The organism is Blautia sp. HCN-1074, from assembly GCF_037890165.1.
Taxonomy (GTDB): domain Bacteria; phylum Bacillota; class Clostridia; order Lachnospirales; family Lachnospiraceae; genus Blautia_A.
Genome location: NZ_JBBKBP010000006.1, coordinates 133124 through 157836, shown reverse-complemented (window position 1 = coordinate 157836; position 24713 = coordinate 133124). Strand labels below are relative to the sequence as shown.

Below are 24713 nucleotides of genomic sequence, written 5' to 3'. Positions count from 1 at the left end.
GTAGGATTCTAGCAATTTATACACAACAAAAGCAAAAAGAGGGATGCGAAAAAACTCAATCGAGTTTTTTCACATCCCCAATTTATTTTAAGATGGAAAAGTCCACATATATCCAATTCCATATATTGTCTTAATATAATGATGATTTTCGGTATCAATTCTATGCCGTATACGGCAGATCATACTATTCAGAGAAGTTTCTTCTACGTAATTTCCATTTCGATCCCATAGAGAATATAAAAGATATTGTCTGGTTAAAACGGTGTTTGGATTTAAAGAAAGCAGTTTGAGTAGTTTAAATTCCAATGGAGTAAAAGAAGTAGCAGTACCTTCAATCACTGCGGTCAAGGAGTCAAAATTTAAAGTTATGTGGCTGTCTTCATACTTTGTGGCTAGATGATAGTTGGTAAATAAGATATCCAATTTTTTCAGCAAAAGTGCTGGTGATGAAAGAGAAATATATAAATGGTCATCAGCACCGGATTCATACAAATCCAAAATAATTTGTTCTGGAATATTGGTAGGGCATAAAAACAGAACAATGATGTTTGGATAGCATTGTTTTGCAGTTTTACTTATGGTAAGACTGTAGTTATGTAAAAGTGTGAAATCCAAGAGCAAAGCATTATAAGAGTTAAATGGTATGCTGCCGATTTGTTTTGGTACGGTGGAAATAAAATCGGTATCATAATTTTGCTTTAAGATATTCTCCAGATTTTTCCCCAAGACGGACGGGTTGCCAATCAATAATAGTTTTTTCATAAGCATTTCTCCTCCCCTATAAGCACTAGTATATTTAAAAGAAAAGAAATTGTAATATTGTTTGTATAGATTGACTTTTTTTCGGTATAGATGTAAGGAAATGATGATAGTAATACTACGATATACCGCGATACATAGTAGTAATACTCTTAAAAGAAGTAAAACACAGGTGTATTTAAGTGTAAAATGAGTGTATCGGGAGGTGTACGCTTGTGAATCGAATATCTGAATTAAGAAAAAAATTAGGCCTGACTCAGACGAGATTAGGGGAAGAAATAGGAGTCAGTCAGCAGACAATTAGTAAGTATGAAAATGTAGACGAGAATATTTCTGGTGATATGTTGCTTGCATTATCCAAATTCTTTAAGGTCCCAGTTGATTATATATTGAGAAAAAATGAAGAGGAACAGCAGAGAGAGCAGGATAATAAAAGAGAAATTATGGAATTGTATAGGGATATGGATCAGTACAATAGAGATACTTGGATTATTATAGGAAAGCGTTTATTGGGCGGTCAGTTACACAAATACAATGAAGATAGTATCGTAGAAAAAAGGCTAAAGGAATAATTTAATAAGATTTCTGCAATAATTCGGATGTAAACTTAAAGTATAATGATAAATGATATGAGGAGATAGAGGATGGGAGAATTATTATACTTTAAGAATTGTGAGGAAAGAAAAAAAGCAGAGGAATTATTAAAGAAATGTTGGCCGGAAGTGTCTTTTGTAGTTATGCGATTAGATATGCAAAATATATTAGAAGAAGAAAGAATTCATTTCGGAAAATGGGATATTGAATTTGACAAGAAAAGGATGATTTATGATGGTGCAGAAATTGTAATTACTGATATGCAATGGGAGATTTTACAACTGTTGATGAGCGATTCAGAGTTGAGTTTTTCAATTAGAGAAATTGCATACGCCATGAATATTGAAGTGCATGAAGCTCAAAAATATGTAGAAGAATTGTTAAAAACGATACAAGAACAAACGGGTTCTGCAATTGTGCAAAAGAAAGAAGAAAGATACTCATTTGTGGAAATAACAGATTAAGTGATGGAGAAAAGGCAGTGGATGACACTGCTTTTTTTATGGGGAGAATGATGTATGCTAAAAATATATAAGATTAAAATAGGCAAAGAAAAAATCAAAATATACATTAGATATACCGTACTTGCTTAAAGTGGTTTATGATGAAATTGGTATGGTGCCTTAGATACAAATAAAATAGAGGTAACTTCTCATTGCTATTATTTTTTAATGGAGATAAGAAATGAAAAAGATATTGTTAATAGAGGACGATAGTAATTACATTTGGCATATAAAAAACTTTCTACAGCGAAAAGGATATCATGTATTAGTTGCATTTACAGTATCACAAGGAAAAGAGCTTATAGAAAAGGAACAAATACTCATTATAGGCTCGGATTTGAAATTGTCAGATGGGAGTGGAATGGAGCTGCTAGAATACTTGAGGGAGAAAACATACAAAATTCCATTCCTTTTCTTTACATGCTATGACAAAAAATATTATGAGAAAGAAGCATTGGAAAAGGGAGCTAAGATATGTATGAATAAATTACAATTCGATTTAGTGAAGGAAACATTATTGGAATATGCTTATAAAGAATCCAATGGAGAGGGAGCTACTTTTCATAAGATACTTCTTGTAAAAAAGAATTCGGAAATCACGTCTATTATACAAACAGAGCTTCTTAAAAAAGGGATATATATGATTATGGTAGAAACTATATGGGAAGCAGAGGATAAACTATTAGAATATCAAGATATTGAATTGATTCTGTGTGATTTGTTTTTACAAGATGGAATTGCTATGGATTTTTTTCATTCTATGAAAAAGCTTGCTGGAATATATCAAAACACGAAGGAGCCAATATTCAGAGAGTTGCCGTTTTTTATATTCACTGATAATAAAGATTTATCTTTAGAATATCAATATCGCCATGAAGGTGTAAGCGATTATATAACCAGTCCTGTTAATATTCCAGAATTAATCAGACGGATATGTTATTTCGTAGAAGAATAGAAAAGTTATTTGATTTGAAGGCAAAACCAACCGGACAGAAAAAAGTACAATGTAGACAAAAAATATAGTAATCATAGTAAAGATATTTTATGTTATTGACAAATATGAAATATTGATACAAAGGAGAATTTACTATGGAGAAAAGATTATTTACCTCAGAATCAGTAACAGAAGGGCATCCGGACAAAATGTGTGATGCCATATCAGACGCCATATTGGATGCTCTTATGGAGAAGGATCCGATGAGCAGAGTGGCCTGTGAGACTGCAATTACAACGGGTATGGTATTAGTGATGGGAGAAATCACGACCAATGCGTATATAGATATGCAGCAGGTGGTAAGAGAAACAATCAAAGAAATTGGTTATGACAATGGAGATTATGGATTTGATGCACATACCTGTGCTGTTTTAACGGCAATTGATGAGCAGTCAGCAGATATTGCTTTGGGCGTGAATAAGGCATTGGAAGCAAAAGAACACAAAATGTCAGAAGAAGAGCTTGATGCAATTGGTGCTGGGGATCAGGGTATGATGTTTGGTTACGCATGTGACGAAACGAATGAATTTATGCCATATCCAATTTCACTGGCACACAAATTGACTCGGCAGCTTACTCAGGTCCGTAAAGATGGTTTGTTGAATTATTTAAGACCGGACGGTAAGAGTCAGGTTACTGTAGAATATGATGAAGCAGGTATTCCGCACCGGCTGGATGCAGTGGTTCTGTCAACACAGCATGATCCAGATGTGACACAGGAGCAGATCCACGCTGATATAAAAAAATATGTATTGGAACCGATTATTCCAACAGAACTGGTAGATGAGAATACAAAATTTTTCATCAATCCAACAGGGCGTTTTGTCATAGGCGGTCCTCACGGCGATAGTGGTGTAACAGGACGCAAGATTATTGTAGATACCTATGGTGGTATGGCACGGCATGGCGGCGGAGCTTTTTCTGGAAAAGACTGTACGAAAGTAGATCGTTCTGCATCTTATGCTGCTCGTTATGTTGCGAAGAATATTGTGGCTGCAGGTCTGGCAAATAAATGTGAAATTCAGTTGTCTTACGCAATTGGGGTGGCTCATCCGACCTCTATTATGGTAGACACCTTTGGAAGTGGGAAAATTTCAGATGAGAGTCTGGTAGAGATGATAAGAAGAGAATTCGATCTGCGACCAGCAGGAATCATTCAGATGTTGGATCTCCGCCGTCCGATCTATAAACAGACGGCAGCCTATGGACATTTTGGAAGAAACGATCTCAACCTTCCATGGGAAAGATTAGATAAGGTAGAAGAACTGAAAAAATATTTGAAATAATTTATTAGGAGGAAACGTATGGGAAGATACAAAAAGCGAATCTCAAGAATTGTGACGATTGCGATGCTGTTTACATTTCTGGTAGGAAATTCTAATATGGTATATGCTATGGGAGCAACACAAGTTGGATATGCGAGTAAATATATCACAGTGAAAGGAAATAATATGCATCTTGCTTTGTATGGAAAATTGGATGCAAGTGGAGAAACATTTGCAGATGAAGGAAAAACCACATTGGTGATGATGCCGGCTCTGGGAGTTCCATCACCGCATATCTACTTCAAACCTCTGGCACAATCTTTAGATGAGAGTTTTAACATAGTGATTGTAGAGCCGTTTGGATATGGGCTTAGTGATGTTGCAGCAATGGATCGAACTGTAGATAATATCAATAGTGAATTGAATGCTGCACTGGACACCATGGGAATTAAGCAGTGTGTATTGCTGGTACATTCGATTTCTGGAGTATATGGACTCAACTTTGTACAGAATTATCCCGAAAAAGTAAAAGGTTTCATTGCTGTTGATAATACGGTATATGATGAAGAACTGGCAGAGGCTATGGAAATGGAAAAGAAATATATGCTGCAGGGAATTGATGAATTTCAGAAAATCAAGAATTCTTTTTCTTCTTTGGAAGAATTCCAGATGGCACTGAAAACAGATCCAGATAAATATGGGGCAGCATTACCACAGGTTTCCGGGTACACTTATACGGAGAGTGATAGGGAGGAATACATTCAGGCATATTCTTTAAGCAGCAACGATACGATTAGAAATGAAGTGAACGGGATGGATCAATCATTACTCTCTATAAAGAATAAAAAATTCCCATCGGCACTTCCTGTATTAACCATGATTTCTTCAGAGAATGTACAAAATGTTCCGGCATGGGAGACTGCTCATAGAAATCAATTGGATTTAGAATCTGGTAATCACCAGTTATATATTGTAAATGGAGGACATTATATCTGGTATACCAATTTAACGCAGGTTGTACAGCTTATCGATGAATGGAGAATAGAGAATCATTTTTAAAAGGAATCTGTGTGATGAGATTTCTAAATAAGAGAAAACAGAAGGGAAGTGTAGCTTGGGGAAAGTAACTATTTCAACTGTATTGGGATACAAAGAATATGTAGTGGAAAATATAAAAAACATCCGGGGAGAGGATGAAGAAAATTCCGATTTTAGGATTTATCCGGATTATCATAAGATTTATAGAGGACAGACGGAGATCGTCTTAACGAAAGCAGAGTATGAATTGTTTATGCTTTTGTCAGGGAGACCAGGTGTGATATTTACCAAAGAAAAAATTTTTGAGATTCTTTATAACGAGGAATTGCCGGAAAGCATTGATAATATTGTGTACTGTCTGGTATCCAGTATGAGAAAGAAAATTGAACCGGAGCTAAAGCAGTGCCGCTATATTAAAACAGTGAGAGGTGTAGGATATAAGTTTGAAGGAAAAAAGATGGACATCTTTCCAGAATAGTTGATCTGAAGACAGAGGAAATTTTTTAAAACCTCTGTCTTTTTTTGTTGCTTTTTTATGCCATCTTGCGTACAGAAGTAGTGAAAGTCACCTACCAAAAAGTATGCTTTTTGATGGGAGATGTAATAGGCTATTTTTTTATTTCCAAAAAGTATATAAGAAAGTTTTGAGATATGCCAAAATATTTTAAGACTTTTTGGGAATGTATAAAGGGGGATACGTATGGCATATTATGGGTATCACAGAATCAGTACTAAGGAACAACACTTGGACCGAGGTATTATAGAAATAAAGAGGTTCTGTGAAAATCAGAAAATTAAACTGGAAAGTATTTTTACAGATAAGATAACCGGTAAAAATTTTGACAGACCACGTTATACCGTTCTTGTGGAAGATGTTTTACGGGTAGGGGATACCCTGATTATTACAGAGCTGGACAGACTTGGCAGGAACAAGCAGGAGATTTTAAAGCAGCTACGTTTTTTAGAAGAAAAAGGGGTTCGGGTAATGGTATTGGAACTTCCTACCACGTTGTTTGACCTGTCTCAGATGGAAAATAATCTGGCAAAGATGATGATAGAAACAATCAATAATATGATGATTGAACTCTATGCATCCATGGCACAGGCAGAGATGGAGAAAAAGGAGAAGCGACAAAAGGAAGGTATGGAGGCAAAAAGGCTTCGGGGTGAATGGGATGAAGTAGGAAGACCACGGGCTATAGAACAGGAAAAGTTTAACCAGGAATTTATGAGGGTGGTACAAAAGAAGGTAACACCGACACAACTGCAGCGGGAGTTGGGGTTAACTTCTTCTACCTATTATCGGTATCGGAAAAACTTTTATGAAATTTTTCCGGAATTTCTTCAATCTGTATAGAGATGAGGTAATTACTAAGTAAAAGAAAAATTTAAGGAGGCAGATGTTATGAGTGAACACAGAGAAGGAACATTGTTTTATGATACTGAAACAGGGAGGTATGATATACGTTTTGATTTGGAATCTTTTTATGGAGGACTACATTGCGGGGAATGTTTCGATGTAAAGGTGAAAGATATTTGGATTCCGGTCCGAATTGAAATGGGAGATGACTGGTATCTGGTTGGACTGAACGTGTCGAGATTAGATGGACTGAGAGTACGTATGTAAATAGGAGGATAAGCCTGATGAGGGGAAGCACAATGAGAGAAAGTGTTACGGATGTTCGCATTATACTGGAATGCTTACAGGAAGCATATCAAATGGAAGGAGATATGGTACGGTCCGGGAAAAATATTCATGCGACTATGATATATCCATTTGTCCGTATGCTGCAGGAAAAGTGTAGGGATTTAACAGAGGAACAGATACATAAGACACTTTGGAAAGAATATGAGATTTCAGGGGCAGACAGGATGTTTGTGGAGAGGGCTTCAAAGATTTTAGAGCAATACGAAGGAGAATCTGAAGATGAGAAATAGTACAATGGAATATAAAGTAAATCAAGCCTATGAAGAACTAAAGCGTTTAATACAGTGGCATCCAGATAGCGAAGGAAAGTTTTTACAGAAAATGGTATGCTTCTTGTTACCTGAACAAAGAAAATATTGGACAGAGGCTATCCGTGATTTGAGGCAATCTTTAGAAACTGAACATGGAATGATATTTATTGAAAAATACAGAGGAAAATTGGAATGGTTGGATGATGTTTCGCTGTTGGAACTGGAAAGAAAGATAGGAGCAATTTATTTTGTTGATCATTATAAAATGATAGCAGACGAATTTCTATATAAAAAGGATTTTGAAACTGCCTTATTTTTGCGAATTGCAATGGAAACAGGGATAAGAAGTATAGACATTCCATATATAGAATGGTCCTGCATACATGGAAGAAATGTAGTTTTGCCAGAAGGAAAAACAGGAAATATATATAGGAAAGTAAATGGAAATTATCCCCAAATTTCAAGGTGTTCTTTACGAATTATACATCTATTATATAGGAAGCAAAAGATGATATTTACAAAGTCAAAAGAATATTATATCCATAGAATTAGACGATTTTGGGGAACAGGAGAATTTTCTTTTCATAGTTTCCGGTATTACAGAAGGAAATTGGAAATGGGGATTACAATAGGAATTCAGGTGCCAAAAGTGATACCAGTATAGTAAAAAAGCTCAAATATTTAATCAAATTCCAACTAGACATAAAAAAGTGCAATCTACGCAAAAAATGTAGAAAAATTTTATTTTATGGAGTAATAATTAAGTATCAAATATATTTTTAAGGAGGAAGCGAATATGAACGGAATGGAAAAAATGACAAAAAAAGAAATGGAAATGGTAACAGGAGGAAAATGCAATTCTGATTATGGATATTTTTTCTGTTGCCCAGCAAATGCTGATGATATGGTAGCCACAATTAAAAATCTAATGAATTCTGGACAGAAAGATAAAGCAAGCAGATACATTCAGTTTTGCTATGAAGTTTGTGGATACTAAAATAGCAGCAGATTAAATATTAAAGCAGAAAACAAAGGGGCGAGCTTGCATCGCCTCTTTATTTATTAGGGGGATGGATGACAGTATGAAATACAGATGTATAAAACAATATGATTCTATGGATTGTGCTGCAGCTTGTTTAGCAAGTATAGCGTGGTATTATGGAAAAAAGATACCTATACTGGAGATAAGTGAAGCTTTAGAAACCAGCAAAGAAGGAACGAGTGTTTGGGATGTATGTAGGATTTCTGAAAAACTGGGATTATTTGCATCAGCATATAAAAAAAACATAGACTTTAAAGAAAAAGAGCTGGAAGTGCCGTGTGTGGCTCATGTATATCAAGAAGATGGATTGGCACATTTCATTATAATTTATAAAATAAAAAAGAATAGCGTAGTTATTGCAGATCCAGCTGTCGGTATTATAGAGGTAGACAGAAAAAAATTTTTTAATTCGGAATATGGAGAAGATTCGCCATATTTTTGGACTGGAGTTATTATCTTATTTCAGACAACGGAAGAATTTTATAAAAAAAAGGAAGGCATGCGGATTGCAGAGAATAAATTTATAGAATTAGTAAAGAAGGAATGGAAAAGAACTATATATATTATATTATTTTCAGCAATATCAATGGCAATATCAATTGTTTCATCTTTCTATTTTGGGACGTTGATAGACACAGTTATTCCCAATAGATTGATTTATAGTCTAATATTTATGACACTAATGGTTATTTTAATGCTATTGATTAAGACTATTGTAGACTGGGGAAGAGCAAAGTTATCATTGGATATTTCAAAATCTTTTAACTTAGAACTTAGTCTGAAATATTATAAACATTTATTGGACTTGCAGGTGATGTCTATTGAAAAACGTAAAAATGGTGAGTTTATTTCACGATTTCAGGATGTTATTAGAGTTCAAGAAGCACTGGTAAGCAGCATATTGGTTTTACCAATTGATGCGTTGTTTATAATTGCGGTAAGTATCATTTTGTGTGTATTGAATATTAAAATCTTTGCTGTGGTAGTTGTGATGTGCTTTTTATATACTCTGGTTATGGTGGGATTTAGGAAATATTATAGTGTCTTAAATTCGGAGGAAATGTCAAGAGAGGCACGTGTGACTTCACATTTGATTGATTCTATTGAGGGGATTTTGACGGTTAAAGCGTATACGTATAATAAGACAATTTTCAATAATGGGAAAAAGAAAATAGAAAGATGGCAAGATACGATTCTTAACTTAGGAAGTACAGAAAACTTACAGTCAGCTATAAAAGTTTTAATAGGTGGTATGGGGGAGATTATTGTACTGTGCATTGGAGCACTTGAAATCATTGGTAATAATTTATCTATAGGGGAATTAGTTACGTATAATATTCTAATTGGATATTTATTAACGCCGGTTAAAGATATTGTAAATTTACAGCCATTATACCATTCTGCCCATGTTGCTATGGAACGTCTAGAAAGTGTGTTACGTATTAAAGTAGAGAAAACAAAGGAAGGTATAGAGCCATTTGAATTTGATGAAGAAATAGAACTGAAAGATGTTGATTTTCATTTTGTTTCTGGGAAAAATATACTGAACAATATTAATATTAAAATAAGAAAAGGCGATAATGTAGCTATTATTGGGGAAACAGGATCTGGGAAAACATCTTTAGCAAAATTGTTTATGGAATTTTATTCTCCAGATAAAGGACATATATATGTTGATGGTGCAGAACTTCAAAATTTCGAGGTTCAAGAAATTCGAAAAGCAGTTGTATATGTATCACAAGAAGATTTTCTGTTTACTGCAAGTGTTAGAGAAAATTTAAAAATGGGTAATGAAGAGATATCAGATGAGGAAATGATTGAGATTTCACGTAAGATGGGTGTGCATCAATTTGTAAGTAAAATGGAAAGAGCGTATGATAGTGTCCTTGAAGAGCGCGGAAAGAACCTTTCGAAGGGGCAAAGACAGAAATTGTCACTAACTAGAGCCATATTACGTCATCCTAAAATTTTAATTTTAGATGAGGCTACCAGTAATATGGATTCTATAAGTGAAAGGGAAATCTTGAATTATATTAAGGGAATTCGGGATATAACACTTATTTTAATTTCACATAGAATAAATGTCATTGCAGATAGTGATTGTATTTATGTACTTCAAAAAGGTAATATAGTAGCACGTGGGACAGACAAACAATTAAAGGAACAATGCAAATTGTATCGTCAATTATATGGTGAGGAGGAGAAATAGATGAAAAAGAAAAATATTATAATTTCTATAGCGTGCAGTATATTTTTCATAATATGCGTGGGAGCTGCAATCATTTTATTTCCAAAAGTAAAAGAAGAAACTATAGCATATTCTACTTCTATAGAAGACTTGTTTGAAAAGGAAGGACATTTTTATGTATATTTCAATAGAAAAGAGTGTCCATATTGCGATAATATAGAGGATGATATAAAACAATTTAAAAAAGAGAATGCGGTTTATGAGATTGATGCAGAAGCATGTAAAGGAACTAGGAATTATGATTGGGATTCCCATGAAAAGAAATACGATGTCGAAATTGGAGAAAAAGACAGTACCAGAAAAATTGTATTTTACGATGGATTAGATGAGAATTTGATAAAAGAAAAATATCCTCCAATCCACTATAAAATCATTTGGGCAAATGAGAATTATGCAGCACTACATGAGGGAAAAGAAGCTGGTAAAGTGTATGCTATTTCTACTCATCCAAATATAAAAAAAGAGGAGTTATCCGAAAAGAAATTTGTGCTGGGGGGAGTACCTACGTTGGTAGAGTTTGAAAATCATAAAGTGATAAACTTTTATTTTGATGATAAAGAAATTATAGACTTTTTGGAAAGCGATACTCAACCACTAGATAAATATTGGAATCTTGACTGATTTTATAAGTTATAAAGATATGCAATAAAGGAGAGGTTACTAATGAATAATGGTAGAGTAAGAAAATCTCTAAATACTCTGATAAGAGCTTATAAGAAAAAAAACAGGGAAAGAAATATTATTTTACAATGTATCGTAGTGAGCGTTGTAGTAGTATCATTAGTTATCATTTCTTTAATACATGGAAAATTTCAAGCGGATAAGTTGAAAAATCAATATCAAGATGGAAAAACAATTTCAACATTTATTGAAGAAGGAACAGATACAATAAAACGACAGCTACAAGATCTTTCCTATGTGAATAGTGTAGGAGAGGAAAAAGAGAGCGGAAGGTTGATGAATGGTAGGTATTCATATAGCAAATGTGTTGTTTTAGATGAAACAGCTTACGAAGATATGGTAAAGCCTACTTTTGTACATTTCTATGGCAATTATCCGGAACAAACTGATGAAATAATGATGTCAAAAAAAACTTTGGACTATTTGGGGATTAGCAGTCCCAAAATAGGAATGAAGATTACGTTAGACTTTTATTGGAATGATATTTTCACGACAAAAATGACAGGTAAACAAGAATTTGTTTTATCTGGATATTATGATAGTTATAATAATGAATTATCCGATAGTTCAATCGCATATATTTGCAAGAATAGAATAAAACAGGCTGGTATTTCACAATATCCATGTCGATTATGGGTTGATGTAAAAGATTGGGGACTAAGCGGAAGACAAGTAGAGAATAGATTAAAAAATGATATTAATCTCAATGATAAGCAAAGAATTATAAGCTATGATTCTGCAGAATACAGAGCAATTGAAGGGACGGTTGGAAATTATTTGCTTGCGTATATGTTTGTCTTGGCTGTGTTTTTTTGTTTGTTTTTAGTGATTTATAATGTTGTATATATATCACTGGGAAGTGATATTAAACAGTATGGATTATTGCGTACAATAGGTGCAACTAATAGACAGATAAAAAAATTAGTATGTATGCAAATAGGGGATATTTATTTGAAAAGTTGCTTATGTGGTGTAATAATCAGCATAGTTCTACAATATTGTGTTTTAAACAATGTGGTTAAAAATCTTTATTTAGGGGAGTATAAAGCAAATAGTCAATTAAAATTATTTAATTTAAGTGCATATATCGTGGTCCTTGTTTTAGTTGCTATAACTCTATTTGGGGCAACTCTTTTGGCAGTATATAAATTGACTATGATTACTCCTATAGAGGCTGCAAAATATGAGGAAGTAGTGGGAGAACAACAATCAGATTATCAGTTTGGGAAAATGTTCATTATAAAAAGAACTGGAATTATTTTTGGAATGGCTTTTCGTAACATATTACGTTATAAGAAAAAATTTATGTTCATTATAATATTTTTGGCATTTGGTTGTGAAATAGGGCTATTAGGGATTGTGGTCACCAAGGGGACAAATCAAATGAATAGATTACAGAAGAATCCAGATTTTACTATTGAAGTGCCAATGGATACTGTAACGTATTTAGTGGAAAATGGAAAAGATGAGGTGGAATTAATAACAGATGATAATATCGTGGATATCAAAAATACGCTTACTTCTTATACTGAGAATCTGAAAATAGTACAAGGTTTTCTGCCTATTATAAAAAATGCAGCAGAAACAGATAGCTTAAAAATTGTAGAGCATGATTCATTACCTGTAATGCAAACATTAGACGATAAAAGTATGAAAAAGTTAGTGAAATATGTAGAGGAGAATAATATACCAGTTGATCAAAAAACATTTAACGAGAAAGGTGGCGTGTTAATATTACATGAAAATTTAATACCACAAACATACGAAGATATAGAAACGGAATGTATTGGAAAAATAATAGAACTGTATGATTTGGTGCCCGTTGGAACAGCAATGCAGGAAATGTCCGCAGTTAAACTTAGAAATTGTGGATATATAAACATTTCACAGTCAGATTGTCCAACTTTGGATTTATCATGGAGAGGAAATGATAAAGTTTATCTGATTGTTTCAGATAAAACTTTCAGCAAATTAAAGGATGTTTTAACAGTTAGAAACTTGGAAGTACAGATTAATGTAAAAGCAAATAAAGAGGCTATTTGTAAACAGAAATTAAAAGCATGGGTTCAAGAGGCAAATCTCAAGTTTCAATCTACTACAGGCAACGAAAATCAACTTTTGTATGTGATAAAGTGTAATAGTGATGAAATTGCAAAACAGTCTTTGTATATTAGAACAAGTCAGATAATCATGTATACTATTAGTGGCATTTTAATATTTATGGGACTGCTAAATTATTTCAGTACTACATCTACAAATATAATTATTAGGCAGCGTGAGTTTTCCATTATGCGGAGTATCGGCATGACACAAGGTATGCTTAGGAAAATGCTTATATATGAGGGGATAATATACGTAGGAGGTGTTCTTGGGCTATTATTGATTATAGGAAGTATAGTTATGGGAATAGTAGTTTATATTTTAAAACAAAACATAGAATATTTTGTTTTTCAATATCCATTTGAAGGACTTTTATGTATTATATGTATTATGTCTTTTTTGTGTGTGATAATCCCTAATATATTCTTACATAAAATGGAAAGAAATAGCTTAATTGAAAGAATTAAGAAAGAAAGGTGATATACGAAAATATGAATTTGAGCTTCAAGAAAATGCTACAATAAGCTGGTCGAAAATATGTGTTGAATAAATTGTTGTATGAAGAAACAGTAGAAATGTAAAGAGTGTCATAATGACATGAAAAGAGCCGTCAAATTTGGACGGCTCGAAGTATTTCTATATGTTTATATTTTCTTAGGCATAGGAGCGTCAGCAGTTCTCAGTTTTTCAATTAAGGATAGGAGCATATCTGAGTTTTTCTGAAATTGTGTTTGAAAATCTTCTGTAACCTCATAGTTTAGGTACAGAGTTATCAATGTAGCATTCCATATTGAAACCATGGTCTTTTCAGATAGACGTCCTTCTAGAAAGCGTAGATGTTTGCTAAGTGTTGCTTTCGTTTTCGTCCATGCAAAGAAATAGTCATCTTTTAGTGGAATGTTAAATTTATGAAACCATTCCCGAACGGTATGTGTTTCTGATCTATCTCCACACTCCGGATCATTAAAGACGTATCCAACAGACAATTCTTCCGGATTTTCCGGAAAAATACCATCGGAGGGAAGGGCAAGGTACCGGCCAATCGGAAACATAGAACAGACTGCGGGTTTTACATCGTGTACCAAACATTTTTGATTTTTTAATAACGGGCAGCGTTTGACACTTCCTTGTGGTTTTAAGCGTACTACAGGGATATGAGAATTACGTCCAAGATAAGTTTCACAATATTGTGCCAAGGCAACTTCTGGTGTGATTTTTAATTTCTTCGCTATATGAAATAAATCTTTCGGGGACAAGAGAATATCCTCCCGGTGGATGCAACATTTTCCGCATTGAGTACAATGAAATACAAATATATCATCGAGACCGATTTCTTCATATCCTAATTGTTCTTTTAATTCTTTTATTGAATTCATATTATTGTCCTCCTAAATAAAAAAGAGACCACTTGGAAAGTAGTCTCTTCGTAAACATAAACTTAATTAAATTTGTATTGTTCCAGTAAATAAATAGGCAGTGTTTCTGTTTTACCGTCTATACCACCTTTGGTTGCTCCTTTTAAATAAAGAAGCTTATCTGCTTTTCCTTGTGCCAGGGCTTTCTGGGCAGTGGAAGCAGTACCTTTTCCAGCTTTGACTTCTATCAAATATCGGGTGGAAGAAGATAGGCTTTGTGCCACAAAATCAATTTCTCCGCCACGGTAAGTAGCAAAAGCAGGGGTTTCAAAGGAAATTTCCTGTGGAAAATCCTGGCGTTTCTTCAGATTGATATAGACATAATTTTCATTTAATGTGCCTGCAAGTACACGGGAATCGGTTCCGGTACGTGTCAGATAATAGTTTGCCAGTCCCATATCCATGAAATAGCAGCGGCTTGCGGACTTAAAATCCAGAATATCCATTTCTGTTATTTTTGCACAGAATCCAATGATTCCGGAAAAGTACAGCCAGCTAATAGCACGGTTGCAGGTAGCCTTTGAAATATTGCTGGAGTAGTCTTTGGTTACCAGTTTTTGCAATTCTTCGCTAATGCTGTCTTCTGAAAATCCTTTCTTTTCACGATTTAAAATACGGCAGATGGAAAAGAAAATATGGGTAAACACTTTGGTATCCAAAATATCCGTAAAATAGCGAATGGATTCATTGGTGAAGGTATCAATGATTTTTACGAGTTCGCCTTGAGCTTTTACGATGTTCCGGTTCTCCAGATAGTTTTCGACCACTTTGGGATAGCCACCAATCTGGCAGTACAGCTCATAGGTTTCCTTTAAGCGATCATAGACCTCTGACCTAGAAGGAACAAAAGGTATTTTTTTATAATCTTCATACAGGATTTGGTCATAGGCCATCAAAAATTCCTCAAAAGAAAGTGTGTAGATAGTAAGCTTTGTGACATCTCCGCTGGAATAACGAAATTCTGGATCATAAATCCGCCCAAGATAGCTTCCTGTGATGATAAAATGGGCTTTAAAATGACGAGTAAACTCCCGGATACGGTTATAAATCTCGGAAGATTCCTGGATTTCGTCAATAATAATGACGGTATCTTCAGAATCAATAAAGTCCGGTTCATACAACTGGAAGGCATCATGGAGAGGATGCTCCTGCCGTTTTGTTCCGGGTGTCCAAGCTGTTGCCTGTTTATAACATTCCATAAACTGTCTGCCGCTTAATTCAAACAGGTTAATATAAATTTTGTGTTTGTAGTTTTCGTCAGCGAATTTTTGTATCAGGTAGGTTTTTCCAACCTGACGGGCTCCGCCGACTTCCAGGGTACTATGCCCTCCTTCATTTTTCCAATCCAGAAGGCGGTCATAGACAAAACGCTTCAGATACATAAGCACAAATCCTTTCTTTAAAATCTATCTTTCATTATAGCAAAATATTTGCAGTTCATACAGTGCAAAATGGGTAAATGATTATTTTAACGTTCAAATTGAAGCTTTGCACGTATGTCCATAAGAATTTCACCTAAATGATTTTCGCCATGACCATTTACAGAACCCCAAAAATAATCTCCCCAGTTGTTTCCTTCAACAAGGTGACAATTCCCAGTAGCAAGTAATGCTTTACATAGGGTAGGATTCTGCATGAATTTGCACATACAAATTTCATACATGTACATAAGCTTTACACGTTCCCAGTCTGAACGGAGCTGTACTTCTCTTCCCAGTTTTTTGGCATCTTTTGGATTCCTTAATTTGGTAAATTGAAGCTGTTCTTTAGGTGAAAGGGTCTTTTGTGCCTGGAAAGCAGCCTCATTATTTGCATACCAGTAGCCCCGGTAATATATCCGGGAAGGATAGAAGTTACTAAGAAAAGCGTATGCTCCATGAAAGTGGTCAATTGTTTGCTGGTAATGATTCGAATAGGTATTAATAAACATGTAATCCCTTCTTTCTTATACAAAAAAGGAACCGCTTATGGCAAGCAGTTCCTTCTTAAACATATTTTTTCGTTTGTCATTTGCTTATTTGTGCTTCTTCTTGTTCTTCGTAATAGCGGTCTGCAATATAGCCAGCAGATTCCGCCCAAAGAGTATTTTCTGTATTTTGCAGGGCTTTGTAAGTTTTTGAGTGATAAAATTTGCCCATGGCATCCGGAAAGGAAAGATGGCTCTTTTCCATAATAATATCGACAACATCCCGGATCTGAATATACAGATTCATTGAAATATCTTTCCCGTTAAAAAAATATTTACCTTCCATGTTTTACACATCCTTTCGAGATTCCAATATCAGATGTTCAAGAGCAAGTGGGGTGTGAAAGGAAACCTGATTATTAACCTTATTATACCGAAGCCTTGTAACCGCTTCATCCACGCTCAAGATATCGGACAAATAAAGTTGTACAGTTTCCATGGTATTATCATCCGCAACAGGTCCAATTACAACATCATAGTGATGCTGGATATCGCCGACAGTACGGTTGAGTTTGACAAACTCCAACCATTCCTTGTCCAAGGTGGCAAAATGTTTGATTTTTAGTTCCTCGGATTGTTGGAAGATATACCGATACACATATTTGCCGCCAGTATGAGTACGCAAGTACAGGCGGTTCGCCCATTCATTTGCCTGCTGTTCGAGAACTGTGCAATAAAATCCACGACCAAAATCACGACGGTTATGTGATTTGTTCAAATCGATTTTATCAAATGCAATATTGGAGCCATGGAAAAGAACAAGCGTGGGCGTATCTTCTTCTATAATATCTTCTACGTATTGAAAAGTATCATGAATATCTAATTGGTGCAACGTTTCGTGTTGTACCAGTATTTTTTCAAATACTTGATGTTTGTAGAAAATATTAAAGGCATCGTCTTCCGATAGTTGGTGCTTTTTAGCATAATATTCCAGTGCTTCAATTGATAGCATCTCTATATCTGATTGAATACTCATAATACGTTATCCCTCCATTTGCTTTCATTATATCAAAAAAGAAGGTGCTTTCCAACGGTAAAATAATTATAAATGTAAAGTTGCAAAAGATGTTTGAAATGGGGCGTCACCCCATTTCACTATCCCCAGACTTCACCCATGATTTCCACAAGAAAATCATCTAATGGAAAATCCGGAGGAAGTAATTCACCAAACGTTTCTTGAATTTCTTGGATAACTTCCGTATAAGAAGAATACGTCTGTGAAAATAAGTGGGAAGAATTTTTAAGTTCAATGATATAAAATTCTTCTCCTGGATTTAAGTCCAGTTCTTCCCGATCTTTGATCCTCCATACCGTCATAGACTCGGCAGTGCCATAACGACAGCCATCAAGTTTCTCACAAAGATATTCCTGAAAGGCTAAGAGTGGTTCTGGATCAGAGAACTCTTTGTATAAATCAGGAAAAACTTTCTCTGTATATCGAAGGATAAGATTAGCAGCCTCTTCTGTAATAAGAAATCCATAGATATGAAAAACGGATGTAATGATACTCATAGAGTTCTCCTTACGCAATCATCTCAAGAAACTCATCTTCAGACAATATCTTAATACCGAGAGCCTGAGCTTTTGTCAATTTACTTCCGGCTTTTTCCCCACAAATCAGATAATCTGTCTTTTTTGTGACAGAACTGCCGGCTTTTGCTCCAAGCTCAATGATCTTGGAGTTGATTTCATCCCTTGTAAAATGAGCAAGTTTTCCTGTTGCAACGATAGTACATCCTGTAAATACATTTTCTTTCATCATAGTGTTCATTTCCTTTCTTTCTTCAAATATAAGTTCTTTTTGGAGTTCGTGCCAGAGAATTAGATTGTTTTCATCAGAGAACCAGTCATGGATATTCTGATTCAGAGTATCACCAAAGTCATCTAACTGGGTGAAATCATAGTCACCAGAGGCAGCGTCAAAAAATTCCTGCAGACTGCCGTGGAATACTGTATCCAAAATCCTGCTTTTGGTTCGTCCGACCATAGGAATATCCATGGAAACCAGGAATCGGACAAAGGTAGTATTACGGCTGGAAGTAATGGAATTCCATAATCTTTCAAAGGATTTTTTACCGAAACCTTCCAACTGTAAGATTTCTTCCTGATGTTCATTTAGATGGTAAATATCCGGAAATGTCTGGAGATAACCCAAAGTCAGGAATTTTTCCAAGGTAGTTTCGGAGAGTCCCTCGATGTTCATTGCTTTTTTTCCAACGAAATGTGTAAAGCGTTTTCGGATCTGGCTATCACAGTTGGGATTGTCACAATGCACTGTTTCAATGAGACGCCCATCATTTCCTTTTCTTTGATAGATACGAGTCTGAGAACCACAGCATGGACATACTGGGGGAACTGCATCTACGTAATGACCACGTTCCAGATTTTCTTCAATATGAGGAATGATCATATTACGTTTCGATACAGAAATTCTACAACCTGGCACCAATTCTAATTCTTTGATAAAGGTCAGATTGTGAAGGGTTGCTCTGGAAACAGAGCATCCGTCAATTTCCACAGAGTCAAAAACTCCCACAGGTGCAATTTCTCCGAAACGGGTGGGTGTCCATTCTATATTGCGAAGAGTGGTTTCGTAAGTTTCATCTTCAAACTTAAAAGCCAGTCCATCTTTATAATGATGTCCGGTACGCCCGCATTTTTGGGAATAGTCCAGACTGTCGAAAATCATTACAATTCCGTCAATAGGCAGATGTTTGTTATCTGCTAGTGCAGTCAGTTTTTCAATATACTGATTTATAAGAGCCGTGTTCAAGGGCTGGTCAGTAGCAATATAAGGACAAGGCTGAAAGCCATAGTCAAATAGACTGGAAACCTTCATAGCTCTGCTGTCTGGAAATGGAAAGGAAGAATCGTCTAGACCTTCTAGGACATTAAATGGCATAAAGTGCAGGCAGCGCCCCGCACAATTTGCCGGATCAAGACTTCGTACAGAGCCGGCGGCCAGGTTACGTCCGTTTTTATAAGGTTCTCCTTTTCCATCCCGCAATGTTTCTTTTAAACGTTCAAAGTCATTGGTAGGAATAAAGGATTCGCCTACAATTACCAGTCTTTCCTGATAAGGGATTGAAAGAGGAACATCCACGTATGCAGGTATGTTGTGGGTGATAATTTCTCCGATCTCCCCATCTCCACGCGTGGAAGCCTCTACAAGTGTTCCATTTTCGTAGACTAATTTAGTCGTTAATCCGTCCAACTTCAGCATAAACAGAACTGGCTGCTTACCGGCAAAACTTATCAAGTCCTGTACCTGCTTTGTCTTATCTAAAGAGAGCAAAGGGACCGGATGCTTTACTTTGGGAAGTTCACTGATGGGAGTATAACCTACGGTTTGTGTCGGTGAATTGGATAAGACAAAGCCTGTCTGCTTTTCTAATTCCACTAATTCATCGAAGATTCGGTCATATTCCGCATCACTGATATTCGGACTGTTCTCATTATAATAAGCGTTACGCTGTAAATTCAGATAGTCCACCAGTTGTTTGATTTTTTCCACGTTTGATAATTCATTAGAGTGGTTCATTTTATTCTTGTCTCCTTTTCTATGGTATAGTTGTAATTTTTATTTGTTCCGGTTTTTCTTCCTCCTTTCTTTGCGTTCAGGCATAAAAAAAGAGAATGACACGGATGTTCATTCTCTAATGCGTGCAGTTTCCTGCAAAATAAAAAAGCCAGAAGTCCCTGCTGGTAGCGTGGTATACTTCTGACACTTTTACAAACCTAAACTGCGTGCGTATATCCTTTCCGGATGACACAAATAATAATTACATAGTAAGTGTAACACTATATGTAGTATGTGTCAATATAAAAGCACTATATATTGTTTATCATGAGAAGAAAATTACTATATATAGAGGATGCATGAATATGGCTTGAATATGGAAAATATTATCTCTTGATTTCAGAACGTATGTTCTATATAATGAGATATAAAGGAGGGGAACGTGAGTTTGGAAAAAGTGATTTTTCATATAGATGTAAATTCTGCCTTTTTGTCCTGGGAAGCGGTATATCGGCTGCATCATTTGGGATGGAAAGGCGATTTAAGAGAACAGGTGTCAGCGGTAGGTGGGGATATGGCGATGCGTCATGGAATCATTTTGGCAAAATCCATTCCAGCAAAGAAATATCGGATACAGACAGGTGAATCAATCTTGGAAGCAAAACAGAAATGTCCAAATCTTATCTTAGTGCCTCCGAATTATGGATTGTATGAGAGGTGTTCCAAAGCTTTTATGGGAATTTTGCAAGAGTATTCTCCCACAGTGGAACAATACTCGATAGATGAGGCGTTTGTAGATATGACTGGAACGGAATTGCTTTGGGGGACACCAGTGGAAGCGGCGGAGAAGATGCGGAGACAGATTAAGGAACGGCTTGGATTTACAGTGAATATCGGTATTTCAGAGAATAAACTGTTAGCTAAGATGGCAAGTGATTTTCAGAAGCCCGACAGAGTGCACACACTATGGAAGTCTGAGTTACAGAAAAAGATGTGGCCATTGCCGGTAAGCGACTTGTTTTTTGTAGGACGGGCAACAACAAAGACACTTTTCAAGTTGGGAATTCGGACCATAGGAGATTTGGCAAAGAGTGATCCGAGTTACTTAAAACAACATTTGAAGAAACATGGGGAAGTTGTCTGGGGGGTTGCAAATGGGATTGATGTGTCTGTAGTCCAGTCGGCCCCGCCTGCTAATAAGGGATACGGCAATTCTACAACGATTCCTTTTGATGTGACAGATGCATCTACAGCAAAATTGGTGCTGTTGGCTTTGGCAGAGACAGTAGGAAGCAGACTTCGTGGAGCAGGAGTCAGGGCAGAAGTGATTGCAGTAGGGATCAAGAATTATGATCTCAGTTATGCCAGTCACCAGATGACGCTTCAGAATGCAACCAATATTACGATAGAGATTCATCAGTGTGCTTGCCAGTTATTTGACCAGCTCTGGGATGGGACACCCATCCGGCATCTGGGAATCCATACCAGCCGCATCAAGGATCAGGTGAATATGAGACAACTAAATCTGTTTGATACGAATGATTATGAGAAACTGGAAAAAATGGATGAAACGATAGATCAGATCAGAAAACGGTATGGGAATGATTCGGTAATACGTGCGGCTTTTTTAGGTGGGTGTATTGATCACATGAGTGGTGGCATTTCACGGGAAAAACGTTCTGTGGACTATGAGAAATTAAAGACAGAATAGCGGGAAGGGGGAAGGAAAGGTGGCATTTGGAATCGGAATAAATACAGAGCATACAGAGCAGGAGCCTTTATCCGGAACCTATCATGAGGTGGCAGTCCAGTGCTGGTTCACAGCTACCGGAAAATCTCTGCCATTGATGCTGAAGGTAAAAGGGGAGGATGAAGAGATTATTCAAATCAATCATATCCAGGTTCTGACTGTAGAAAAGCAGTGGTATGCGGGAATTTTGAACTGGAAGTATAGATGTCAGGCGGTACTTTTGGGAAAACAAATCAATTTTGTGCTTCTCTTTTGTCCGGAGGATTGTGCATGGAAACTGGTTGTATAAGATACCAGGGATGAAGTAAAATAGGAAAAAGGAGGACAGAAAATGTGCGGAAGATATTATGTGGATGATGAAACTTCACGGGAAATTGAAAAGATTGTAAGGAAACTGGACCAGCGTTTAAAGATAGAGCATGGACAGGACATCCACCCGTCTGAATCTGCAGTCATTCTTACAAAGGAGTGTAAGGAAGTGGCTGCGAGGCAGATGCAGTGGGGCTTTCCGGGGTTCCAGGGAAAGGGACTGCTTATCAATGCAAGGGCAGAGGCGATACTGGACAAGAAGACCTTTCGGGACAGTGTGCTGCATCGAAGATGTGTGATTCCTGCCCATCACTTTTACGAATGGAGTAAAAACAAAGAAAAATATACTTTTCAAAGTCCAAAGCAGGATGCCACATTATTTATGGCAGGGTGTTATCAAATCTATAATGGTCAAAATCGTTTTGTAATTCTGACTACGCAGGCAAATGCTTCCGTAGCACCAGTGCATGAACGGATGCCATTGCTTTTGGAACGACAAGAACTGGAAGATTGGATTATGGAGGATGCAGCGGTAGAATTTATTCTTGCTAAGAAGCCCATACTGTTGAATCGGACAGCAGAATATGAACAACTGAAATTATTTTCATAAGAAGGGAAACCCATAAAAGTTTCCCTTCTTGACATAAAAATTTTTGAATTTAGAATCCATTGTTTATTTGTTCTGTTGCTGCAGGCATAGGAGGACTAGATTTTACATAGATTAATAGTTTCCCATGCAGATCCAAATCCTGTTTACTCCATTGCCCATTCTCATAAACCTTTTGGGTAATTGTATTGTAGATAATTGGCGTATCCTCTATACGTTCCATATCAACGACAAGGCAATCCTGAAGGGCAATATATGGATATAGAGCATCTTCAATATATGTCCTTAATTTTAATGCCTGCCTGTGCAGTAGTTCCACATCATACAGTTTTGATAAGGTATAGCTCATTTCTTTGAGCATCCCGGATGTTGTAATTGCCTGTTGGATAACAGAAATCTGCTCTTCCAGAGATACATCTGGATTTATCATAAGCTTTGATAATGTAATTTCTTTTACAAAAGCTGTTGCTGTATCACCAATTTGCTTTTTTAGGCTTTCATAAGGAATCCGATACTGTGTTTGTAAAATTTCAAGTGGAACGTATTCTCGGTTTTTCTTCAAAGTTGAAAGCAATTCACAAAGCCTGCTTCCCAATTCATATATGTTATTCAAGCACACATCACTTCCGATACGGTCTCTGGTGTATGAACCAAATGGTAAATGGTATTTTCTGTTTCGAAAACGATACTGTCATTTGATACTTCCAAAATCGTTAGGATAGGAGATGTCAGAATAGAGAAACCATTGACTCCAGAAATAATAGCACGTTCCCCAACCCGTAGCGAAGAATGAAACCATCCTGAGAGTGTCGTTATTTGTTTATCTTTCACATGGTGCTTTCGATTTGTCATAGTGTTCACACTCCTTTTGTAGCGTCATAGAAAATCTGTTTTTCATGGCTCGTTTTTATGTAACAGGGTAACTCAAACGAAAATATCCTTTCGATACAGGTATATATTCGTCTGGGTGTTCATATAAGGTGGCACGGATACGTTCCTGATAATGCGGATTCTTTTTCGCTTTTGGGTGTTCCTTTAATAAATCGTACAGGTCTTTTAAAGCCCCTCTTCCTCCAATACTCTCCATTGTCATCCGGATTAGATGATGCCAAGTCAGTGCAAGAATATCTGTATTTTGTACAGAAAACACACCTTCTTGCCGGATGCTGAAGGGGATAATGAAAGAATCTGTTTTTTTCAGCAACAGAGCATATTCTGTCACAATGGGAATGAAAGGCTTTTTGTACGTCCGATTGTCAGAAACACAATTAAACTGGCCCTTTACCAGAAAGGATTCAAAATTACCCATCCGCATTAAATCATTCTGCATACTATAGAACTTACCATGGAGCCGCATATCGCCTACCAGTATGGCAAGCCTCCCACCTTTCCGAAGTGCCAGGAAAAATTTCCGGATACAGTGATTTAGTTTTTCAAGAAAATCCGAATAGTTTTCACAGCGGGATAGGTCGTCCGGGTGAGGGGTTCCCCAGATATTTCCGGAATACTGGATCATATTATGGTAGGGTGGATGGAAAAAGATGAGATCAGCGGAATCCTCTACTTCATCTTTTAGAGCATTCCAGTTACCTTTTCCATACGCAGGTGCCGGATTTAGATCATAGAGCAGGGAGCGTACCTGATAACGGTCAGCAGCCGCGTTTGAAGTCCCAGAGCCACTCATAGGATCTAAGAGGGTAAAGGTGCTGGTATCTTTTCCGTAATATCGCTTATCGTCCAAGCAATAGCGTAGAAGTGCTGCAACCACTTCGGGGGAGCAGTTACCACGCCACTGGCTGTTACCGCCTTCTCCACGTTCTGGGTATGCCATGAAAGAAGTCAGTTCCTTTCCTACACGTTTTCGCAATCCTTCCGTTCCAAGCATGTCAGCGACAGTACGCCATTGGGGACCAAATTCAGCTTCTAATAATTGTGCTGCCCGATGCAGCATTAAGTCATTCAT

The 24713-nt window shown here is 36.4% G+C and carries 28 protein-coding genes; 17 read left to right on the top strand and 11 right to left on the bottom strand.

Annotated elements, in window-relative coordinates; all coding sequences use genetic code 11:
• Positions 1–87: 87 nt before the first annotated feature.
• On the bottom strand, positions 88–762 hold the full coding sequence (locus tag WKT11_RS07620; protein ID WP_161209528.1) for a winged helix-turn-helix transcriptional regulator: 675 nt from the start codon (positions 760–762) through the stop codon (positions 88–90).
• Between the two features lie 212 nt (positions 763–974).
• Between WKT11_RS07620 and WKT11_RS07615 the strand changes: the two genes are divergently transcribed.
• The 14 genes from WKT11_RS07615 to WKT11_RS07550 all read left to right on the top strand — a co-directional run bounded on the left by WKT11_RS07615 (position 975) and on the right by WKT11_RS07550 (position 13663).
• On the top strand, positions 975–1331 hold the full coding sequence (locus WKT11_RS07615) for a helix-turn-helix domain-containing protein (protein WP_118064334.1): 357 nt from the start codon (positions 975–977) through the stop codon (positions 1329–1331).
• A gap of 72 nt (positions 1332–1403) precedes the next feature.
• Positions 1404–1817 carry a hypothetical protein gene (locus WKT11_RS07610; RefSeq protein ID WP_117942292.1) on the top strand — a complete coding sequence of 138 codons (414 nt, stop codon included), beginning with the start codon at positions 1404–1406 and terminating at the stop codon, positions 1815–1817.
• A gap of 220 nt (positions 1818–2037) precedes the next feature.
• Positions 2038–2811, top strand: a complete 774-nt coding sequence (locus WKT11_RS07605) for a response regulator (RefSeq protein ID WP_118064336.1) — start codon at positions 2038–2040, stop codon at positions 2809–2811.
• Between the two features lie 134 nt (positions 2812–2945).
• Positions 2946–4136 (top strand): methionine adenosyltransferase, encoded by a 1191-nt coding sequence (gene metK, locus WKT11_RS07600; RefSeq protein ID WP_117942294.1) that lies wholly within the window; start codon positions 2946–2948, stop codon positions 4134–4136.
• Positions 4137–4154: 18 nt separating this feature from the next.
• Complete coding sequence (locus WKT11_RS07595; protein ID WP_117942295.1) at positions 4155–5174, top strand: alpha/beta fold hydrolase; 1020 nt, start codon at positions 4155–4157, stop codon at positions 5172–5174.
• Between the two features lie 55 nt (positions 5175–5229).
• A complete protein-coding gene (locus WKT11_RS07590; RefSeq protein ID WP_025579072.1) occupies positions 5230–5631 on the top strand; it encodes a winged helix-turn-helix domain-containing protein in 402 nt (133 codons plus the stop codon).
• Positions 5632–5853: 222 nt separating this feature from the next.
• Positions 5854–6510 carry a recombinase family protein gene (locus tag WKT11_RS07585; RefSeq protein ID WP_005340281.1) on the top strand — a complete coding sequence of 219 codons (657 nt, stop codon included), beginning with the start codon at positions 5854–5856 and terminating at the stop codon, positions 6508–6510.
• Positions 6511–6558: 48 nt separating this feature from the next.
• Entirely contained in the window at positions 6559–6780 is a 222-nt protein-coding gene (locus WKT11_RS07580; protein ID WP_025579070.1) for a DUF5348 domain-containing protein, read from the top strand.
• A 17-nt stretch (positions 6781–6797) separates the two neighbouring features.
• A complete protein-coding gene (locus tag WKT11_RS07575; protein ID WP_117942296.1) occupies positions 6798–7091 on the top strand; it encodes a hypothetical protein in 294 nt (97 codons plus the stop codon).
• Positions 7081–7776: a hypothetical protein gene (locus WKT11_RS07570; protein WP_118064338.1), complete on the top strand. Its 696-nt coding sequence runs from the start codon at positions 7081–7083 to the stop codon at positions 7774–7776. The genes WKT11_RS07575 and WKT11_RS07570 overlap by 11 nt, the downstream gene beginning before the upstream one ends.
• Positions 7777–7908: 132 nt before the next feature.
• Complete coding sequence (locus tag WKT11_RS07565) at positions 7909–8109, top strand: hypothetical protein (protein ID WP_117851391.1); 201 nt, start codon at positions 7909–7911, stop codon at positions 8107–8109.
• A gap of 73 nt (positions 8110–8182) precedes the next feature.
• Positions 8183–10363 (top strand): peptidase domain-containing ABC transporter, encoded by a 2181-nt coding sequence (locus tag WKT11_RS07560; protein WP_117851393.1) that lies wholly within the window; start codon positions 8183–8185, stop codon positions 10361–10363.
• Entirely contained in the window at positions 10364–11023 is a 660-nt protein-coding gene (locus WKT11_RS07555; RefSeq protein ID WP_117851396.1) for a hypothetical protein, read from the top strand.
• Positions 11024–11065: 42 nt separating this feature from the next.
• Positions 11066–13663 (top strand): ABC transporter permease, encoded by a 2598-nt coding sequence (locus WKT11_RS07550; protein WP_117851398.1) that lies wholly within the window; start codon positions 11066–11068, stop codon positions 13661–13663.
• Between the two features lie 164 nt (positions 13664–13827).
• Here the strand turns inward: WKT11_RS07550 and WKT11_RS07545 are convergent, their stop codons facing one another.
• The 7 genes from WKT11_RS07545 to ligA form a co-directional block, all read right to left on the bottom strand.
• A complete protein-coding gene (locus WKT11_RS07545) occupies positions 13828–14559 on the bottom strand; it encodes a YkgJ family cysteine cluster protein (RefSeq protein ID WP_118064340.1) in 732 nt (243 codons plus the stop codon).
• A 62-nt stretch (positions 14560–14621) separates the two neighbouring features.
• Positions 14622–15980 (bottom strand): ATP-binding protein, encoded by a 1359-nt coding sequence (locus WKT11_RS07540; RefSeq protein ID WP_117851403.1) that lies wholly within the window; start codon positions 15978–15980, stop codon positions 14622–14624.
• 86 nt (positions 15981–16066) lie between these two features.
• Complete coding sequence (locus WKT11_RS07535; RefSeq protein WP_117851406.1) at positions 16067–16528, bottom strand: NADAR family protein; 462 nt, start codon at positions 16526–16528, stop codon at positions 16067–16069.
• Positions 16529–16604: 76 nt separating this feature from the next.
• Entirely contained in the window at positions 16605–16850 is a 246-nt protein-coding gene (locus WKT11_RS07530; RefSeq protein ID WP_054350800.1) for a hypothetical protein, read from the bottom strand.
• A gap of 3 nt (positions 16851–16853) precedes the next feature.
• The gene (locus WKT11_RS07525) at positions 16854–17540 is read right to left on the bottom strand and encodes a DUF3990 domain-containing protein (protein WP_118064342.1); all 687 of its coding nucleotides are present in this window, start codon (positions 17538–17540) and stop codon (positions 16854–16856) included.
• A gap of 119 nt (positions 17541–17659) precedes the next feature.
• A complete protein-coding gene (locus tag WKT11_RS07520) occupies positions 17660–18076 on the bottom strand; it encodes a hypothetical protein (RefSeq protein ID WP_118064344.1) in 417 nt (138 codons plus the stop codon).
• Positions 18077–18086: 10 nt separating this feature from the next.
• Positions 18087–20105 carry an NAD-dependent DNA ligase LigA gene (gene ligA, locus WKT11_RS07515; RefSeq protein ID WP_118064346.1) on the bottom strand — a complete coding sequence of 673 codons (2019 nt, stop codon included), beginning with the start codon at positions 20103–20105 and terminating at the stop codon, positions 18087–18089.
• A 421-nt stretch (positions 20106–20526) separates the two neighbouring features.
• Between ligA and WKT11_RS07510 the strand changes: the two genes are divergently transcribed.
• Genes WKT11_RS07510 through WKT11_RS07500 form a run of 3 tightly spaced genes read left to right on the top strand, consistent with a single transcriptional unit; the run spans position 20527 to position 22753 of the window.
• A complete protein-coding gene (locus tag WKT11_RS07510; protein ID WP_118064348.1) occupies positions 20527–21795 on the top strand; it encodes a Y-family DNA polymerase in 1269 nt (422 codons plus the stop codon).
• Between the two features lie 19 nt (positions 21796–21814).
• Complete coding sequence (locus tag WKT11_RS07505; protein ID WP_054337543.1) at positions 21815–22123, top strand: hypothetical protein; 309 nt, start codon at positions 21815–21817, stop codon at positions 22121–22123.
• 42 nt (positions 22124–22165) lie between these two features.
• A complete protein-coding gene (locus WKT11_RS07500; protein ID WP_054337544.1) occupies positions 22166–22753 on the top strand; it encodes an SOS response-associated peptidase in 588 nt (195 codons plus the stop codon).
• A 49-nt stretch (positions 22754–22802) separates the two neighbouring features.
• On the opposite strand, the gene WKT11_RS07495 is transcribed toward WKT11_RS07500, so the two are convergent.
• Genes WKT11_RS07495 through WKT11_RS07485 form a run of 3 tightly spaced genes read right to left on the bottom strand, consistent with a single transcriptional unit; the run spans position 22803 to position 24713 of the window.
• Positions 22803–23369, bottom strand: a complete 567-nt coding sequence (locus tag WKT11_RS07495) for a hypothetical protein (RefSeq protein ID WP_225084398.1) — start codon at positions 23367–23369, stop codon at positions 22803–22805.
• Positions 23360–23602: a hypothetical protein gene (locus tag WKT11_RS07490; protein ID WP_054337546.1), complete on the bottom strand. Its 243-nt coding sequence runs from the start codon at positions 23600–23602 to the stop codon at positions 23360–23362. The genes WKT11_RS07495 and WKT11_RS07490 overlap by 10 nt, the downstream gene beginning before the upstream one ends.
• A gap of 55 nt (positions 23603–23657) precedes the next feature.
• The gene (locus WKT11_RS07485) at positions 23658–24713 is read right to left on the bottom strand and encodes an SAM-dependent methyltransferase (RefSeq protein ID WP_118064350.1); all 1056 of its coding nucleotides are present in this window, start codon (positions 24711–24713) and stop codon (positions 23658–23660) included.

Excerpts from the sequence above, each read along its gene's own strand:
- WKT11_RS07610 (WP_117942292.1), top strand. The coding sequence starts at position 1,404 with ATGGGAGAATTATTATACTTTAAGAATTGTGAGGAAAGAAAAAAAGCA.
- WKT11_RS07605 (WP_118064336.1), top strand. The coding sequence starts at position 2,038 with ATGAAAAAGATATTGTTAATAGAGGACGATAGTAATTACATTTGGCAT.
- ligA (WP_118064346.1), bottom strand. The coding sequence starts at position 20,105 with ATGAACCACTCTAATGAATTATCAAACGTGGAAAAAATCAAACAACTG.
- metK (WP_117942294.1), top strand. The coding sequence starts at position 2,946 with ATGGAGAAAAGATTATTTACCTCAGAATCAGTAACAGAAGGGCATCCG.
- WKT11_RS07520 (WP_118064344.1), bottom strand. The coding sequence starts at position 18,076 with ATGAGTATCATTACATCCGTTTTTCATATCTATGGATTTCTTATTACA.
- WKT11_RS07525 (WP_118064342.1), bottom strand. The coding sequence starts at position 17,540 with ATGAGTATTCAATCAGATATAGAGATGCTATCAATTGAAGCACTGGAA.
- WKT11_RS07585 (WP_005340281.1), top strand. The coding sequence starts at position 5,854 with ATGGCATATTATGGGTATCACAGAATCAGTACTAAGGAACAACACTTG.
- WKT11_RS07485 (WP_118064350.1), bottom strand. The coding sequence starts at position 24,713 with ATGAATGACTTAATGCTGCATCGGGCAGCACAATTATTAGAAGCTGAA.
- WKT11_RS07530 (WP_054350800.1), bottom strand. The coding sequence starts at position 16,850 with ATGGAAGGTAAATATTTTTTTAACGGGAAAGATATTTCAATGAATCTG.
- WKT11_RS07555 (WP_117851396.1), top strand. The coding sequence starts at position 10,364 with ATGAAAAAGAAAAATATTATAATTTCTATAGCGTGCAGTATATTTTTC.
- WKT11_RS07490 (WP_054337546.1), bottom strand. The coding sequence starts at position 23,602 with ATGACAAATCGAAAGCACCATGTGAAAGATAAACAAATAACGACACTC.
- WKT11_RS07575 (WP_117942296.1), top strand. The coding sequence starts at position 6,798 with ATGAGGGGAAGCACAATGAGAGAAAGTGTTACGGATGTTCGCATTATA.
- WKT11_RS07540 (WP_117851403.1), bottom strand. The coding sequence starts at position 15,980 with ATGTATCTGAAGCGTTTTGTCTATGACCGCCTTCTGGATTGGAAAAAT.
- WKT11_RS07570 (WP_118064338.1), top strand. The coding sequence starts at position 7,081 with ATGAGAAATAGTACAATGGAATATAAAGTAAATCAAGCCTATGAAGAA.
- WKT11_RS07620 (WP_161209528.1), bottom strand. The coding sequence starts at position 762 with ATGAAAAAACTATTATTGATTGGCAACCCGTCCGTCTTGGGGAAAAAT.
- WKT11_RS07560 (WP_117851393.1), top strand. The coding sequence starts at position 8,183 with ATGGATGACAGTATGAAATACAGATGTATAAAACAATATGATTCTATG.
- WKT11_RS07535 (WP_117851406.1), bottom strand. The coding sequence starts at position 16,528 with ATGTTTATTAATACCTATTCGAATCATTACCAGCAAACAATTGACCAC.
- WKT11_RS07550 (WP_117851398.1), top strand. The coding sequence starts at position 11,066 with ATGAATAATGGTAGAGTAAGAAAATCTCTAAATACTCTGATAAGAGCT.
- WKT11_RS07545 (WP_118064340.1), bottom strand. The coding sequence starts at position 14,559 with ATGAATTCAATAAAAGAATTAAAAGAACAATTAGGATATGAAGAAATC.
- WKT11_RS07580 (WP_025579070.1), top strand. The coding sequence starts at position 6,559 with ATGAGTGAACACAGAGAAGGAACATTGTTTTATGATACTGAAACAGGG.
- WKT11_RS07500 (WP_054337544.1), top strand. The coding sequence starts at position 22,166 with ATGTGCGGAAGATATTATGTGGATGATGAAACTTCACGGGAAATTGAA.
- WKT11_RS07595 (WP_117942295.1), top strand. The coding sequence starts at position 4,155 with ATGGGAAGATACAAAAAGCGAATCTCAAGAATTGTGACGATTGCGATG.
- WKT11_RS07565 (WP_117851391.1), top strand. The coding sequence starts at position 7,909 with ATGAACGGAATGGAAAAAATGACAAAAAAAGAAATGGAAATGGTAACA.